At 34.7% G+C, this 16,471-nt stretch carries 9 protein-coding genes and 2 pseudogenes; 6 read left to right on the forward strand and 5 right to left on the reverse strand.

From position 1 onward, the window contains the following. Positions 1 to 31: 31 nt before the first annotated feature. Positions 32 to 1,717, reverse strand: coding sequence for a sensor histidine kinase (locus tag DOK78_RS04825; protein ID WP_207942405.1), 1,686 nt, complete (start codon positions 1,715 to 1,717; stop codon positions 32 to 34). Further along, entirely contained in the window at positions 1,707 to 3,203 is a 1,497-nt protein-coding gene (locus tag DOK78_RS04830; RefSeq protein WP_207942404.1) for a response regulator, read from the reverse strand. Before DOK78_RS04830 ends, DOK78_RS04825 begins: the two co-directional genes overlap by 11 nt. Positions 3,204 to 3,398: 195 nt before the next feature. Here DOK78_RS04830 and DOK78_RS04835 point away from each other — a divergent pair, with 195 nt between their 5' ends. The 5 genes from DOK78_RS04835 to DOK78_RS04855 all read left to right on the forward strand — a co-directional run bounded on the left by DOK78_RS04835 (position 3,399) and on the right by DOK78_RS04855 (position 9,470). Then, a complete protein-coding gene (locus tag DOK78_RS04835; protein ID WP_207942403.1) occupies positions 3,399 to 5,069 on the forward strand; it encodes an extracellular solute-binding protein in 1,671 nt (556 codons plus the stop codon). Positions 5,070 to 5,235: 166 nt separating this feature from the next. Further along, positions 5,236 to 6,150 (forward strand): ABC transporter permease, encoded by a 915-nt coding sequence (locus tag DOK78_RS04840; RefSeq protein WP_207942402.1) that lies wholly within the window; start codon positions 5,236 to 5,238, stop codon positions 6,148 to 6,150. 17 nt (positions 6,151 to 6,167) lie between these two features. After that, positions 6,168 to 7,055: a carbohydrate ABC transporter permease gene (locus DOK78_RS04845; protein ID WP_207942401.1), complete on the forward strand. Its 888-nt coding sequence runs from the start codon at positions 6,168 to 6,170 to the stop codon at positions 7,053 to 7,055. 4 nt (positions 7,056 to 7,059) lie between these two features. Continuing rightward, positions 7,060 to 7,692, forward strand: coding sequence for a YesL family protein (locus DOK78_RS04850; protein ID WP_243430741.1), 633 nt, complete (start codon positions 7,060 to 7,062; stop codon positions 7,690 to 7,692). Between the two features lie 29 nt (positions 7,693 to 7,721). Then, positions 7,722 to 9,470 (forward strand): alpha-amylase family glycosyl hydrolase, encoded by a 1,749-nt coding sequence (locus DOK78_RS04855; protein ID WP_207942400.1) that lies wholly within the window; start codon positions 7,722 to 7,724, stop codon positions 9,468 to 9,470. 28 nt (positions 9,471 to 9,498) lie between these two features. On the opposite strand, the pseudogene DOK78_RS04860 reads toward DOK78_RS04855, so the two are convergent. Together DOK78_RS04860 and DOK78_RS04865 are read right to left on the reverse strand one after the other, a co-directional pair. Beyond that, positions 9,499 to 10,481, reverse strand: a pseudogene (locus tag DOK78_RS04860) (LacI family DNA-binding transcriptional regulator). A 12-nt stretch (positions 10,482 to 10,493) separates the two neighbouring features. Further along, positions 10,494 to 11,981 carry a sucrose-6-phosphate hydrolase gene (locus DOK78_RS04865; RefSeq protein WP_207942398.1) on the reverse strand — a complete coding sequence of 496 codons (1,488 nt, stop codon included), beginning with the start codon at positions 11,979 to 11,981 and terminating at the stop codon, positions 10,494 to 10,496. Between the two features lie 214 nt (positions 11,982 to 12,195). Between DOK78_RS04865 and DOK78_RS04870 the strand changes: the two are divergent. Next, positions 12,196 to 14,138, forward strand: a pseudogene (locus tag DOK78_RS04870) (sucrose-specific PTS transporter subunit IIBC). 130 nt (positions 14,139 to 14,268) lie between these two features. Here DOK78_RS04870 and DOK78_RS04875 read toward each other — a convergent pair. Next, a complete protein-coding gene (locus DOK78_RS04875; RefSeq protein ID WP_207942396.1) occupies positions 14,269 to 16,443 on the reverse strand; it encodes an alpha-galactosidase in 2,175 nt (724 codons plus the stop codon). Positions 16,444 to 16,471: the final 28 nt, after the last annotated feature.

Here is a 16,471-nt window from a genome sequence, read left to right on the forward strand (position 1 = left end):
GAGCAAAGTGTAAACTTCGCTCATCCTTTTTTTATGTTGTGTACTTAGGTAAAATAATACGTACAGTCGTTCCAACATTTAACTTGGACGTATAAACAATAGCCTCTTTAACTCCATAATATAAAGAGATTCGTTGTTTAACATTTTGAATCCCATAATGTTTTCCTTGGTGAGTTAAAATAGTGGCAGTTTGCTCAGCTGTCATTCCTCGTCCATTGTCGCTAATTTCAAATTGTAAATGATTATTTAAAACTTTGCCACGAATGGTCAATTTACCACGCCGGTCATCTTCAATATGATCAATTCCATGAAAGATGGCATTTTCAACAAATGGTTGAATCAATAAAGTAATAATTTCATATTGTTTAATTTCTTCGTCTACATCGATTGCTAAATCAAAAGAATGATTGTGCATTTTTAATTGGATTTTTGCGTAGGTAATCGTCAATTCTAATTCTTTAGCAACCGATAAGCGGCTTTTACCATTATTTAAGCTTAAACGATAAAATTGAGAAAGTAGCTGTGCCATCTCACTAATTTCTTGGTTACCCGTCAATAAGGCTTTGTTATTAATTAAGGACAAAGAATTATAGAAAAAATGAGGATTAATTTGAGCTTGTAATGCACGTAGCTCGTGTTTTTGTTGTTTGATTTCAGATTTATAGACTCTATTGATAAGTTCTTGGATTTGCTGAATCATCTGGTAGAAACTTTGATAGAGTTTGCCTATTTCATCATTTGATTGATAGGTAGGTTTTAGATTCAAAGTATTCTCTGGTGAATCATTCATTTGATTCGCTAATTTTTGAATAGGTGCAACAACTGTCTTAGATAAACCAATGATGGATAAACTCAACATGATAATCGCAAATAAAAAAATCAAACATGCCACAGAAGCTAGCAGAAGTACACCATTATAAACAGAGTACATTGGTCGTGAAAAGGTAATTATCCAATCATTTTTTAATTGTTTTTGATTTTTAATTTGTGATTGGTTAAGCGTTTGCATCAAACGAGAAATAAAGCCTAATTGTTCAGGTTGTTCATTAGAGAATTGAAATAAGTTTTCTTTTTTTGCATTAGTGATTGTTAAAAGATAAGGTTCGTTGGATATATTATCTAGATTATCAAAAATAACTTCTGGTGATAGCTGGAAAACAATAATATTGGTGTCCGTGTTCTTAGCAGAAAACAGTTGACTGTATAAATAAATTTGATTCTGTTTATTATCAAAAAAATAAGAAATGTTGGTCGTATTATTTAATTTGAATTTTGAAGTAATATCACCAGGAACTATTTTTTTGACATATTTTCCATGATCGTACAAATTAATGGAAGTATATAAGGTAATATTAGCAATAGTATCTTGTTGTGAATAAATACTGCGAAATAAAGGGACAATTGTATTGGTATATAAGTCATATTGTTCAAAATTGCTTGGATTTTCAATGGATAATTCATCAATTAAAAATTGAGAACTTGTTAAAAAAGCAATGGCTTCTTCATAAGTAGTTAATCGCAAATTAATCTGTTGATACGTAGCTGTCAGATTATCTTGATTATTCGATTTTTCACGTTCAATAATAAAATGTTGAATCGTTCCTATACTGAAAAAAGTAAGCAAGAGTAATGGGAAAAGACTTGCTGCAAAAGAAATCACAATAATTTTTCTTTGAAAAGACAAGTTCTGGAAAAAAACTTTGAATTTAGTTTTCATTTTCAATTTTCCCCTTTATTTTTCGAAAGCGTTCTGGTGTTACTCCAGTATATTTTTGAAAACTTTTAATAAAATACGAATGACTGTTAAAACCTACTAATTGACTAATCTCACGAATACGATGATGAGAATGGATGAGTAACTCTTTTGCTTTTTCCATTCGTAGTTCATTTAAATATTTCGTAATTCCAATTTTTTCTTCTCGCTTGAACAAATCACTTAAATATTTAGGTGCAAGATGAACATTGTTAGCTAAAATTTCTAAATTTAAGTCTTCTTGATAATGATTCCACATATAGTTTTTTGTTTCACGAACATATTCGTTGGTCGTCTTATTCAAATCATTCAATCGTTTTTGTGCCAGTTGGAGCAATTTTGTGAATGCTTTTGGTATTTGTTCAAAGGTGGTGGCTTCTAGTATTAGTTCCAAACCAGCTCGAACTTCCATAGGGGAAATTGCTATAAGTTCGACAATATTACGATACACTGTAGCAAAGAAAAATTTTACAATACTGGGTGTTTCGCTAGCCGCTTGTTCATACTGTGAAAATAAAAGACCCATTTGATTTTGAAGAGCTTCAAAATCTTGAAGATGGATAGTGTTTTTTATTTCATTTAAAATATTTTCCTCTTTGACAATATCTTTGGTAGGTAACGCTAATCCTAATGTAGGATGACTATCTATTTGATAGAATTTCTTAGTAATTTGTTCATTATGCTGTTGATAAACTTGGTAAATATCCAAAGCTTTATGAATACGTTGGGATAATTCAAGAGTTACTTCAATTCCTAAGTCTTTTTGAAGCTGTTGTACCAACTCGCGTTTTTTTAAGACAGCCTCATGGAAAGTAGAAACGGAGAGTAAGTAAACAAAGCGTGTTAAACTTGTTCGAATCAATACAGCATCTTCTACATAGAGATAAAGAAAATTTTCCAACTTTGCTGCTTCATCATGGTTGCTGTCGATCGTTAGCAGATACGTCGTTTTTGTAAGTAGAGGAAAAGCAAGAGCCTGTTCTTCTACAGTTAATTTTTCAAAAGAAATCCCACTAAATAATTTGATTAATAAATCTTGCTGATTAATCCGTTGTTGTTGTGTGTTTTCAATTTTTGTTTTTTTGATAGACGTAACTAATTTATCTAGCTGTAAATAAAATTCTTCTGGATTAATAGGTTTTAGAAGATAATTGACGGCTTGTAAATCAAGTGCTTTTTTAGCGTAAGCAAAGTCATCGTAGCCACTAATAAATAATATGGGTAATTGTTGATGTTTTTTCCGAATTGTTTCAGCCAGTTCGATTCCTGTTGTAAAAGGCATTTGTACATCGGTAATCAATAAATCAATTTGTTGCTTAGCAAAAATATCAAGTGCTTCTTTGCCATTAATGGCTTCATAAATTATCCACTGGGTTGAATGTTTTTCTAAAAGAAAGTATAGTAGTTCACGTTGATCGAAATGATCATCCGCAATTAATACATGGTACATGTGAAAACCTCCTAAAAACTAGTTGAACAATTAAAAGTATAGTCTGAATTGCTTGTTCCTACAAATAAGAATGAAGATTCTTTTTGAAAGCGCTTCATGTTATGGAATTTGTTTTATAAAAATGGAAAATGTGCTATTTATGCGATGAAAACGATTGCGTATACTTGTATTATCAAATAACGGAGGGATACAAAAATGAAAAGTTGGAAAAAGAAAACTTTATTTTCACTTTTAGCAATTACACCGCTAGTTTTAACCGCTTGTGGTGGGGAAAAGGCAGAAGAAGCACCTACGAATCAAGATGGGGATATTATTATGACTGTAGGACAACAAACAGCTCCAAATTCAAAATTACCTCAAGGTGATAGTTACAGTGATAATGCCTATCGTCGTTTAGTTAAGGAAAAATTAGGTGTTGAATTAGAAAGTTCTTTTGAAGCGAATGGAGATGATTATAATCGTCAAGTTTCGTTGGCAATTGCTTCAGGAGATATTCCCGATATGATGGTAGTAGGACGAGATGAATTAGAAGAATTAGCCGATAACGATCTAATTGCTGATTTGACTGATATTTATGAAGAACATGCCAGTGAGTATATTAAAGAAATTTATCAATCATTTGATAATGTTCAACTCGATGCAGCGACGATTGATGATCGTTTGATGGCTTTACCTGGAACAGCAAATGATTTTGGACCAAACTTAGTATGGGTTCGCCAAGACTGGTTAGATAAATTAAACATCAAGTTGGATGAAGATGGGAACCAAGCTATTACTTTAGATGAATTAGAAGCAACAGCTAAAGCTTTTCAGGAAAAAGATGCGGGTGGCACTGGGAAAACTAAAGGAATTGCCTTTGCCAATTGGCTAACATCAGATAATCATGGTGGTTCAGGTTATACTGCTACGGCTATTTTAAATGCTTTTAATGCGTATCCTAAAACGTATTTAGAAAATGAAAAAGGCGAGTTAGTTTATGGTTCGAACACGTCTGAAATGAAAGAAGGGTTAACTCATTTAAAAAATTGGTTTGATGAAGGTGTATTAGATTCTCAATTTGGGACAAGAACATATGATGACATTAATGCAATGATGGTTAATGGTGAGTTAGGAATTATTCCTGGACCATGGCATATGCCAGACTGGGCTTTAGTTCAAGCTAGAACAACAAATTCAGAGGCAGAATTTACCCCTTTTGCAATTGAAGACAAAGATAGCAAAGTAAATGGTGTTGCTAAACCAGGTGTTGGCAATTTCGTAGTTGTACGCAAGGGATTTGAAAAACCAGAACTTGTTGTAGAAATGATTGATTTACTTTTTGATGAAGTAGCTAATTCAAAAGATATTGAAAATGAGTTTCCAGAAATTTATCAATACATGCAGCAAGCTGTGGATGGCTCTGTTCGTCCAGTCAATATTGAGATGTTTAAAAACTTAAGTGAAATCGATGATGCAGTGGTAGCCTCGGATGCTGCTTTAGGAGAAACTAATATTGAGGATATTGATAGTTTTACCGTTAGAAATAATGCCAATAAAATCAAATCCTATCTAGACAATCCGAAAGAAGCAGATCCAACTGATTGGGCAGTTTACGCTTCCCGTTTGCTAGCCGTAGATAATGTGATGAATGGTGTTCGACAAAATGGAAGTTTTAATGAAGTACATCCGATTGCTATCTTTGAAAAAATTAAAGCAAATGAACGAAATGGTGCTCAAGTAGCGAAGATAGAGGAAGAAACCTTTATCAAATTTGTTACTGGTGAAGAATCAATGGATAACTTTGATAGTTATGTAGAAAAATGGAATCAACAAGGTGGTCAGGCGATTTTAGATGAAATGAGTACAATTATCAAAGAAAATAACTAATTATGTCTGGAAGTGAGGCTGTAACATACGTCTAGTTAACAGTGAAATATCCGAACTACGTAGAACATAGCGACTCTATTTTTCGCTTCGTATTATTCGGTTACTTTATCTTGTTGTGACTTATGTCTCAGTCTCTTCTTTATCAAAACAAGTAGAGGAGAAAACTATGAAGAGAAAAAAAGAAAATAAAACTTGGTTTGCGAAAGACCAATGGCTATTTTTAGCAATGATTACTCCTGGATTGATTTTTTTAGCTGTTTTTTCATATGCACCAATGTTTGGGTTGGTTATGGCCTTTCAAGATTTTGTGCCTGCACGAGGTTTTTTAAATTCTGAATTTGTGTGGTTTGATAATTTTAAATACATACTCAATCTTCCTGATATTTGGCAAGTTACCTATAATACAGTTTTTATTGCAGTAGGAAAAATTATTTTTAATACGATTATTCCAATCGTATTTGCTATTTTATTAAATGAAATTCGTGTGAAGTGGATGAAAAAATCTATGCAAACGATTGTCTATCTCCCACATTTTCTATCTTGGGTTATTTTGGCATCTGTCGTAGTGAATTTATTTAATTTGGATGGCACTGTCAATCAAATTTTAACCAATTTAGGGTTGGATTCTATAAATTTTTTAGGAAGCAACAAAGTGTTTCCGCATTTGTTAATTTGGACGGATGTTTGGAAAGGATTTGGCTATAATTCAATTATCTTCTTAGCAGCGATTACGTCGATTGATCCAGGTTTATATGAAGCAGCTACAATGGATGGGGCAAATTGGGGTCAAAAAGTGCGTCACGTCACATTACCAGGAATGATGCCCTTTATCATTTTAATGACAATTTTAGCTTTGCCAAATATTTTAAGTGCAGGATTTGATCAAGTATACAATCTATACTCCCCTCCAGTTTATGCAAGTGGTGATGTTTTAGATACGTATATCTATCGAATCGGTCTAATTGGTAGAGACTATAGTTTAGGAGCCGCAGTCGGATTAATTCGTTCAATTATTGGGTTAGTATTAATTTTAACTTCTAATAAGATTGCAGAAAAAGCGACTAATCGTGTGATGTTCTAATTAAAGGAGGGTGTTTTATGAAGGAAAAATTTGGTGTACGCCAATTGATTATTTACACTATTGTCATTTTATTAACATTATCTTGCTTGATTCCGTTATTAAATGTTTTAGCGTTGTCGTTGAGTAGCTCACAAGCAGTAGCAGGAAATCGTGTCGGATTATGGCCGGTAGAATTGACATGGGCAGCCTATGAAAGAATTGTGAATGATACCCAATTTTGGCGTTCTTTTGGGATTTCTGTGTTTCGTGTACTGGTTACGTTGGTACTGAATATCATTTTAATTGTTACATTGGCTTATCCATTATCTAAATCAGCAAAAGTATTTTATTCTAGAAAATTTTTTATGAGTCTGATTATTTTTGCGATGTTATTTAATGGTGGAATGATTCCGACCTATTTAATTGTACGTAATCTAGGCTTAATTAACAGTGTTTGGTCTTTGATTTTACCAGGTGCAGTTCCAATAGGGAGTATGATTTTAGTCATGAATTTTTTCCGTGGTGTGCCTAAATCATTGGAAGAATCAGCTTTGTTAGATGGCGCCAATGCTTGGGATGTTTTATTAAAGATTTATATTCCCATTTCCTTGCCTTCATTAGCGACAGTTTCCTTGTTTAGTATTGTAGGTAGTTGGAATGATTTCTTTGGTGGATTAATTTATATGACAAAGATTGAAAACTATCCTCTTATGACCTATATTCAATCGTTATCAGTCAACATTGCAGAAACACTTCAAAATGCAGCTGGATTATCTACAGAACAACTACAAAGCTTGTTAGCTGTTTCTGATCGTAACTTAAATGCAGCTAAAATAGTGGTAGCAATTGTGCCCTTGTTAGTTATTTATCCGTTTTTACAAAAATATTTTGTGCAAGGAATTGTTGTTGGAGCAGTGAAGGAGTAGAGAGATGATAGAAAATATATTTCGAATAGATGGGTTATTTTATCGAGTGATGATGAAAATTTGGCATTTATTACTACTAAACTTTTTGATTCTGATTTTTAGTTTGCCACTCGTTACCATTGGTGCTGCGCAAACAGCAGGTTTTACAGTAACTACACGAATGATTACCAAAAATGAAACACATCTTACAACTACGTTTATCTCGTCTTTTAAAAAGAATTTTAAACAAAGTACGATAGTGTGGGGAATATTATTAATCATTAGTAGCATTTTAATTATCAATTGGAATTACGTCATTCATTTTCAGCAATTGCATAGTTGGCTTATAGTCGGTCTAGGCTTGGTAACCTTGTTAGTAATGAATATTTCTCAATATGCTTTTTTTTATCTTTCTCGTTTCGATGATTCATTGAAGCAAATGCTACGTAATTTGTTGAAATTACTGTTGCGTTATCCAATTAGTAGTTTATTTTTAATAGGCGTTTGGCTGGCACCAATTTTTGTGATGGTGTTGTCTCCGTATGCGTTTGTTTTTGGAATGTATATGAGTTGCTTTCTTGGTATTAGTTTTATTCATCTTTTAAGAACCTATTTATTATTGGCTATTTTTGATAAAGTTGTAAAACAAACAAATTAGATTATTTATTACGAGAAGGAGTTTTTTCAATGACTATAGTAGATACCCCGGATTATTTGAAGCATTTAGTTATTTATGAAATTGCTACTAAAAATTTTACGTCGCCTAATGGACCACAATCAGGAACATTTGCTTCTTTAACAAAGAAAATATCATATTTAAAAGAGTTAGGTATTAATGCTATTTGGTTGTCTGGACATCAGTGGTGTGATGAGAAACACTTTTTTAATATATGGACGGAATATGCTTGTATTCGACCTGATCGATTAGATGAAAGTTTAGGAAGTGAAGTTGAATTCAGAACATTCATTGAAACAGCGCACGAAGCAGGAATCAAAGTTTTTCTAGACGTTATCACACATGGTGTAATGAAAACAAGTCCACTTGTAATGGAACACCCAAATTGGTTTAATGCTGAATCTTGGGGAATGTTTGATTATGACTGGTATGGAGATCATCCTGATTTAGATGAATGGTGGATTGAAACCTGGTTTCGCTATGTGAGAGATTTTGATGTAGATGGTTTTCGTTTAGATGTTGCCCATTACCGCAATGATTTATGGGCAAAAATTCGTCATAAGTCTAAAGCGATTGGTAAGGACATTGCGATTATTGCAGAAAATGGTCCTGCAATTCGAGGAGTTGTAGACATGTTGCAACACGGTGAAGCTATTTCTCATAATTATGGGTTAAATAAGTCCTCTAGAATTCTTCATGATCCAATTGGTTATTTTAAGGATAGACAACAACGTTTAGGAGAGAATTATACGCTAAAAATTTTTTATAAAGATGGAACGGTTCAAGATAGTCAAGAGAATCATTGGTATGAAAAAGAACGTGTTCCCGAAATATTTTGGGAAGGATATGAAAGGCAGACGTGTGTTATCGGAGACGTTATGTATGAAAATCAAATTGGCAAACTAACAATAAAAAACTATTTTGAAGAAAAGAAAATTGAAAATATTCAACTAAAGGATACTATTGGTCAATTGTGGAACAGCAATATAGAATTAGAGGGAATTATTGAAGTGGATTTCCGAATCACAGTAAAAAAAGATAAAAATGAATTACAGCTAGAGTTTCCAATAAGAATTCAAGACGGACAACTTTTATCGACACAAATCAGTTGTCATGACGGTGGCTGGATTGGTTTTCCTAGTAATGAAAATCCTTATTGTGCCCAAGGTAGTCGCTATTTGATGGGATATGTGGGATTACTTTCACCTGGAGTGCCCGTTTTCATGGCGGGAGAAGAATTCAATGCAGACTATCGACCATTGCCAAATTTGTCGCCCAATTTATTTGGTGATGGTGTAACTACAGGTGCTCGCTGGTTATATGGAAATTGGTTGGATTGGGAACAACTAAATGATTCCTTAAAAAATGCGATGTTTCAGGATGTAAAACGACTCATTGCTATTCGACATAAATATTCTCATTTAATACATGGTTATAGGATGAAAGAAGCGATAATGCCGTATGCAACGATTGATTATTCTAGCGAAGAGATTTTACCAACGCCCTATTATTATCAAGACGAGCAACGGATAATTGTAGTAGCGGCTAATCCAAATATCGACCGAGCAGTTACTATTACCTTTGATTTTAGTCAAGTTCTTTCTACGAATAAGAATCAAGTAACCGTTCTTTTTGGAAATAAAACAATAAATCAACAACAGGAATTTAGTATCCATGAGCTAAACAAGACACAATGGATGATTGAAAAAGATCAGACTGCACAAGGCGGTGTATTAATTTTGGAAATACAAAAAGGATGAGCAAAGTGTACACTTCGCTCATCCTTTTTTATGTTGTTTGACTGGGTAAGACTTTAACCGGTAATTTATAGGCAGATTCGAGTTGTTTATCTGGATAGGTGATGCGTTGAATCAATAATTCCACAAGTAATTCAGCTAATTCATCAATGGGTTGTCCAATAGTCGTTAATTGGGGAAAGTAATTCTGTATAAAGCGGGTACCATCATAACCAATTAATTTTAATTCTTTTGGAATATCTCGTTGCATTTCTTGACACAGATTATAAACAAGAATTGCCGTTAAATCATCTGTACAAAATAAGCTATCAACATCTTCTTCTTCCAAGATTCGTTTAAGGCGCATCGTTTTTAAGGCGAGAGAGTGTTCAAATGATTCAAAACGATAGACATGCTCGGTTAAATTTTTTGTTTTGAGAAAATCACGATAGCCATGGAGTCGATTATTTGTGGGGGAATCAGACGCGTTGCTACCAGTAATAATCCCAATTTTTTTAGCTCCTTGTGAAAATAGGTATTCTGTTGCCAAATAACCGCCTTGATAATTATCGCCACCCACAATGGGAATGCTGTCTGCTAAGGCTCGGTCAAAAGAAACAATCGGCAAATCGACTTGTTCATATTCTTTGATACCTAGATTATGAGCCCCAGCGATAATTCCATCGACTTTATTCGCTGCAAGCATATTTAAATAGGCTTGTTCTTTTTCTTTATTATTGGCACTGTCACATAAAATGGATTTGTAGCCGCGCTCAAAAAATTTAGTTTCAAGCTTTTCAACTAATTCACCAAAAAGGGGTTTGCAACGGTTGGAAAGATTAATCCAATTAGTTGGGTATTTTTCCCTTGAAGTGAACGTGCTAATGAATTTGGTTGATAATTTAACTCTTTCATTGCCGCATGGACTTTATCAATAGTTTTTTGGCTTAATGAACCGTAGTTATTAATCACACGTGAAACAGTTGTTGGTGAAACACCTGCTTTTTTTGCAACATCTGTGAGTTTAATTGCCATCGTTTGGACTCCTTAATTTTGTGATGATGACCGTAACTCCCAGTAATTACCAGTATATTCACCTTGAGTGCCTTCGATAAAGAGCTGTGTTTCGCCTGTTTGTGGGAAAACACGTGAGGTTAAGGCATATTCACCATCATTAACGAAAATTTCGCAAATAGATTGATCGGCAAATACTTGTAATTTCAATGCACGGCTTTGAGTAAGTTCAACTGTGCGTGTTGTACCAAATTTTTCGTTTAAAGGTAAGCTCATTTGGGAACGGTCTAAGGTTATCTTACCATTTTTTGTGTCAAAATGAAGCGCTAACTGGTAGTTATTTTGTTCATCTGCAAAGAAAGAAAGAACCCCTTCACTATTTGCTGGTAAAGTTATTTCTAATTCATAGCAATTAGTTGTATTTTCAACAAGTGCTTGTTGGAGACCGATTGTGCCTTTTAAGGCTGTTTGCTTTTGGCGTAACTCTTTGTGTTCTGCTACAGGTAATTGATACAAATGATTGTCTTTAATTGTTAATTCACGTACGAGACTTAAGCAATGTGCCCAGCCTTCTTCATCTGTTGGATACTCTAATTCGGGTAAACCGGCCCAACCAACACTTAATACACGTCCATCAGGAGCGTTAAACGCTTGAGTAGCATAGATATCAAATCCATAATCTAAGTTTTGTAACGGTTGTGGATTGATGAGTTTTACATCGTCACTATCAAAAGCATCGCCAATGACTACCATATTTGGATAAATATTATCATAAGGTGTCACAGATTGCGCCATTCCTTGAGGACAAAACAGTAACACAGGTCGTTCGTCAATAAAAACTAAGTTGGGACATTCAACCATAAAACCCATTGATTCTTTGGTAAAGTCTAGTTCTCCTAATAAGCACCAATCTGTTAAATCAGCACTTTGGTAGACCAATACTTTCCCTTCTTCTTGATCATTTTGTGCACCAATCACTAATAAATAGCCTTTTTCATAGGGAATGACTTGTGGGTCACGAAAATGAGTCGTGTAGCCTTTAGGCGGAGCTGGAATGAAAGGTTGTTCAATCTTTGTCACTTGATTATTTTTGTCCATCCAAGCACCCATTTGATAAGAAGCGCGTTCCCAATTTTCTCCACGAACATTTCCAGTGTAGGCTAGTAGTAATTGATCGCCAACAGGTAAAGCTGTTCCTGAATAAACGCCATGACTGTCATACGGATTATCTGGAAGTAAACCATATCCTTCATCTTTCCAATCTACTAAATTAGTGGAAGAAAGGTGATACCAAGACTTTAACCCATGAACTGGACCGAATGGATATAGCTGGTAAAACAAATGCCAACGACCATTAAAATAAGAAAAACCATTTGGATCATTTAATAATCCAGAGTTTGGTTGGATGTGATAGTTCATATGCCAGAGAGAATTTTTTTTAGCTGTAATTAATTTTTGTGAATAATCTTTATCCCATTGTCCATATGGGCGATACCTCATTTCAGTTGTCCATTCATTCATTATCAATAAGCTCCTTTTAATTATTCTTGCTTTAAAGATAGCTTTTTTTGTTCATTTTGTCAAACGGATGACAATTCAATTAACATTTATAAATCAATAAAGATTGCGTTTTCTAAAAAAAATATAAAATTTATTTTGATAAACGTTTGACAATTCTGGTTAATGCGTTATAATAAAAATCAGAAAAAGCGATTACATTCGAGGAGGAAATAAAATGGATCACAAAAAAGTTGCGTTAGAAGTGATTGAAGCAGTCGGAGAAGATAATCTGGTTGCAGCGGCCCATTGTGCAACGCGCCTGCGTTTAGTTTTGAGAGATTCAAGTAAAATCGATCAAAATGCACTGGATAACAACGATGATGTGAAAGGAACGTTTGAAACAAATGGACAGTATCAAATCATTATTGGACCTGGTGATGTAAATAAAGTGTATGCAGAAATCGTCCAAGCTACTGGTGTCAAAGAAGCATCAACGGATGATTTGAAAGAAATCGCTAGCAGTGGGAAAAAACCGAATCCGATCATGGCGATGGCTAAAGTATTATCAGATATTTTTGTCCCATTAATTCCAGCCTTAGTTGCTGGTGGTTTGTTAATGGCGATTAACAATGTATTAACGTCACAAGGTTTATTTGGACCCCAATCAGTTGTAGAAATGTTTCCGGCATTTAACGATTTTGCAAGTATTATTAATTTATTAGCGTCGGCACCATTTGCTTTCTTACCAATATTAGTAGGATTTTCAGCAACACAACGTTTTGGTGGTAATGGATATTTAGGAGCAGCCATGGCTATGGCTATGGTTATGCCAGATTTGGTAAACGGTTATGGCGTAGCAAATGCAATTGCTGAAGGAACCATGCCTTATTGGAATATCTTCGGTTTACAAGTTGCACAAGCTGGTTATCAAGGTTCTGTTTTACCAGTTCTAGCAGTTTCTTACATTTTGGCTAATTTGGAAAACTTCTTCCATAAAAGAATTCCTAAAGTATTTGACTTTACCTTTACGCCAATGCTAGCAGTAATTATTACTGGATTTTTAACTTTTACCATTGTTGGACCTGTAATGCGGACCGTTTCTGATGGTTTAACAGATGCATTGGTTTGGTTATATAGTACAACTGGTGCAGTTGGTTTAGGATTGTTTGGTACCTTCTATTCTTCAATTGTTATTACTGGTTTACACCAAAGTTTCCCAGCGATTGAGACAACATTGTTAGCAGACGTTGCTAAAACAGGTGGATCGTTTATCTTCCCAATTGCAGCAATGGCAAATATCGCACAAGGTGCCGCAACATTTGCGATATTCTTTATTACAAAGAATGAAAAACAAAAAGTTTAGCATCTTCTGCGGGAATCTCAGCAATGTTAGGAATTACTGAACCGGCAATTTTTGGGGTTAACTTGAAGTTAAAATATCCATTTGTTTGTGCGATGATTGCTTCAGGAATTGCAAGTGTGTTCATTGGTTTGTTCCATGTATTATCGGTATCAATGGGACCTGCTGGTATTATTGGATTCATCTCAATCGCAGCTAAATCTGTACCAAGTTTCTTGATTTGTGCCGTGATTAGTTTTGTTTTAGCATTTGTCTTAACATTTGTTTACGGTAAAAAGAAAATGTCTGAATCAGAAGTAGCAGTAGTAACTGAAGGAACAACAGTAGTGACACCAGAAGCTCCAGTAACATCAGAAATGACTGTCAAAGCAGAAAAAGTAAGCTCTCCAGTGAAAGGTCAAGTAGTCGCATTATCGACAGTTAATGATCCTGTTTTTTCAAGCGAAATGATGGGCAAAGGAATTGCAGTAAAACCTGTGAGTGGCGAAGTTTTCGCACCAGTTGATGGTATCTTGACAGTAGTTTATGAGACAAAACATGCATATGGTATTGAATCAGATAATGGCGCTGAAATTTTAATTCACATTGGAATTGACACTGTCAATTTAGCAGGTGAGCATTTCACAACAGCCAAACAAAGTGGCGATAAAGTCAAAAAAGGTGATTTGCTAGGTACGTTTGATCGTGAAGCTATTCAAAAAGCGGGTTATGATGATACAGTAATGGTCATTGTGACTAATACAGCAAATTATTCTGACATCGCTCCTTTAGCAAAAACAGGCGTAGATGCAGGCGAAGAAATTTTGGAAGTTAAATAATAGAAAGCGACTTGAAAGAATGTATTCTTTCAAGTCGCTTTTTCTAACAGTCAGACTGAAATTCATAACGTTTAGAATGGAATAAGAAAAACTAGTTCATCAGACTTATTGATAAACTAGTTTACTATTATTATATTTTTTTCCAATGAAACACATGTGTATGAAAATCTTCTTTGACACGAGGAATCAACACACCAGCTTGATTTAATTCTGCTCCGCTGTATTGCTGGTTCGTGTGAATATCTTCGTAAATTGCCTCTGCCTCAAGATAGTGCATTTTTAAATAGTTAGTTGGTAACGCCGGTCTAGATAGACCATTAAAATAAATAGCAATGGCTTCTTCGTCATTCATAAACAACCAACCACTAGCAAAATAGGTATCTGGTGCTTGCAAGCGATAAAACTTACCAAATTGGAATAAGTGTCGATGGGCTTGATAAAAAGCAATCTGTTGTTGGACTTCTTGAATATCTTCTTTGGACAATGACTGTAAATCCAACTCATACCCTAAATTGCCACTCATTGCTAACCAGCCACGTGTTTCCAGTGGTGTGTTTCTTCCGACTTGATGATTGGGAGTAGTTGACACATGCGCACCCATCATAATTGGTGGATATAAGTAGCTATAACCATATTGAATGACGCTGCGACAAAGCGCGTCAGAATTATCACTGGTCCAAGTTTGAGGCATATAATACATCATACCAGGATCAAAACGTCCACCACCACTTGAACAATTTTCAAATAAACAATCGGGAAACTTTTTGATTAAGACGTCTAATATGCGATACAACCCAAGTACATAGCGATGCCCAATTTCTTTTTGTTGATTAGTTGCAAAAAATGAACTACCTACTTCAGTTAAATGTCGATTCATATCCCACTTAATATAATCAATGTCACCCGTTTGTAAATAATTAGTTAAGATTAGAATTAAATAATCTTGTACATCCGTACGACTAAGGTCAAGCACTAATTGTTGTCGTCCTTCTGTTAATGGATAGTTAGGAACTTGAAGAGCCCATTCAGGATGTTCTTGGAACAATTGACTTTGTTTGGAAAGCATTTCAGGCTCGAACCATAGACCAAACTGCATGTCTAAGCGATGAACTTCTTTTGCTAATCCATGAATACCATTAGGTAACTTATTTTGATTGACAAACCAATCCCCCAAAGAAGAATCGTCAGAATGGCGTTCACCAAACCAACCATCATCTAAAACAAATAATTCAATGCCAACTTCGGCTGCTTTGTGTGCTTGATTAATTAATTCTTGTTCAGATAACTCGAAATAATTTGCTTCCCATGTGTTTAAGAGAATCGGACGTTCTTTCTGCGCCCAATTAGTAGGAACTAAATGCTCTTGATATAACTGATGAAAAGTTTGGGACATGCCATTTAAGCCTTGATTTGAATAATTTAAGACAACTTCTGGTGTGTAAAAAGTATCGTTTGATTTTAATTGCCACTCAAAATGGTCAGGATGAATGCCTAACTGGACACGAGTCGTACCATATTGTTCTAGCTCTACCTGAGCAATGAAATTACCACTATAAACGAAATGAAAAGCAAAAACTTCTCCTTGAAATTCAGACGTATAAGGAGCAGTTAACGCCACAAACGGTTGATGTTGAGGACTACTTGTCCCACGAGTGCTTTCGATTCGATGAATGCCTGAACGTATCGGTTGGCGTGTAATATTTGCTTCATTCGTATGGGATCCATCCAAAGTAATTAAATCAAACTGACTTTCAGCTAAATCAATAGACATTGATCCCGCATTTTCCAAAGCGACAGTCGTCTCACTTAAATTAATGTAGACAGCTCGACGCGTGATGATGGGATAATTTTCAAATAAAGTATAAATTAAACGCATTTCTAGTTGTTGTACAGCATCTTTTAAAATAATTTCTAGTGTCGTTACATCAGCAGTGGCATGTAAGCTTGGTAAACCTGGAATTGCTGATTTACTTTCTGAAATCGAATAAGAGTCATAGCGGAAATCAGTAACATCATGCCCGTCTTGTGAACGGATTTGATAATTTGCAATGCGGTGATCGCCGTTTCCTTGCGTACTTGTTTCTAAGGGCAAAGTATTTAGTGAAAAGGTACGTTCTTCTGGAAACGGATTTGTCGCAAAGCCACGATCAATAAATTGCAATTGATTACTACCAGCATAAGAGGGCAAAGCTTTCCCCCAATAACGATGTGTAAGATAGCATTCTTTTTCAATTCCAATGACATAGCTCATTTGTTGATTGCTTAGATGAAAGTAATGTGTTTTTTCATCAAATTTTATTGGCATAATGGTTCTCCTTTTTAGTTGAAATTCG

The organism is Enterococcus sp. DIV2402 (assembly GCF_017426705.2).
Taxonomy (GTDB): domain Bacteria; phylum Bacillota; class Bacilli; order Lactobacillales; family Enterococcaceae; genus Enterococcus_F; species Enterococcus_F lowellii.

Coding starts and splice junctions, on each gene's coding strand:
- DOK78_RS04845 (WP_207942401.1), top strand. CDS start 6,168: ATGAAGGAAAAATTTGGTGTACGCCAATTGATTATTTACACTATTGTC.
- DOK78_RS04835 (WP_207942403.1), top strand. CDS start 3,399: ATGAAAAGTTGGAAAAAGAAAACTTTATTTTCACTTTTAGCAATTACA.
- DOK78_RS04830 (WP_207942404.1), bottom strand. CDS start 3,203: ATGTACCATGTATTAATTGCGGATGATCATTTCGATCAACGTGAACTA.
- DOK78_RS04825 (WP_207942405.1), bottom strand. CDS start 1,717: ATGAAAACTAAATTCAAAGTTTTTTTCCAGAACTTGTCTTTTCAAAGA.
- DOK78_RS04840 (WP_207942402.1), top strand. CDS start 5,236: ATGAAGAGAAAAAAAGAAAATAAAACTTGGTTTGCGAAAGACCAATGG.
- DOK78_RS04865 (WP_207942398.1), bottom strand. CDS start 11,981: ATGAATGAATGGACAACTGAAATGAGGTATCGCCCATATGGACAATGG.
- DOK78_RS04850 (WP_243430741.1), top strand. CDS start 7,060: ATGATAGAAAATATATTTCGAATAGATGGGTTATTTTATCGAGTGATG.
- DOK78_RS04855 (WP_207942400.1), top strand. CDS start 7,722: ATGACTATAGTAGATACCCCGGATTATTTGAAGCATTTAGTTATTTAT.
- DOK78_RS04875 (WP_207942396.1), bottom strand. CDS start 16,443: ATGCCAATAAAATTTGATGAAAAAACACATTACTTTCATCTAAGCAAT.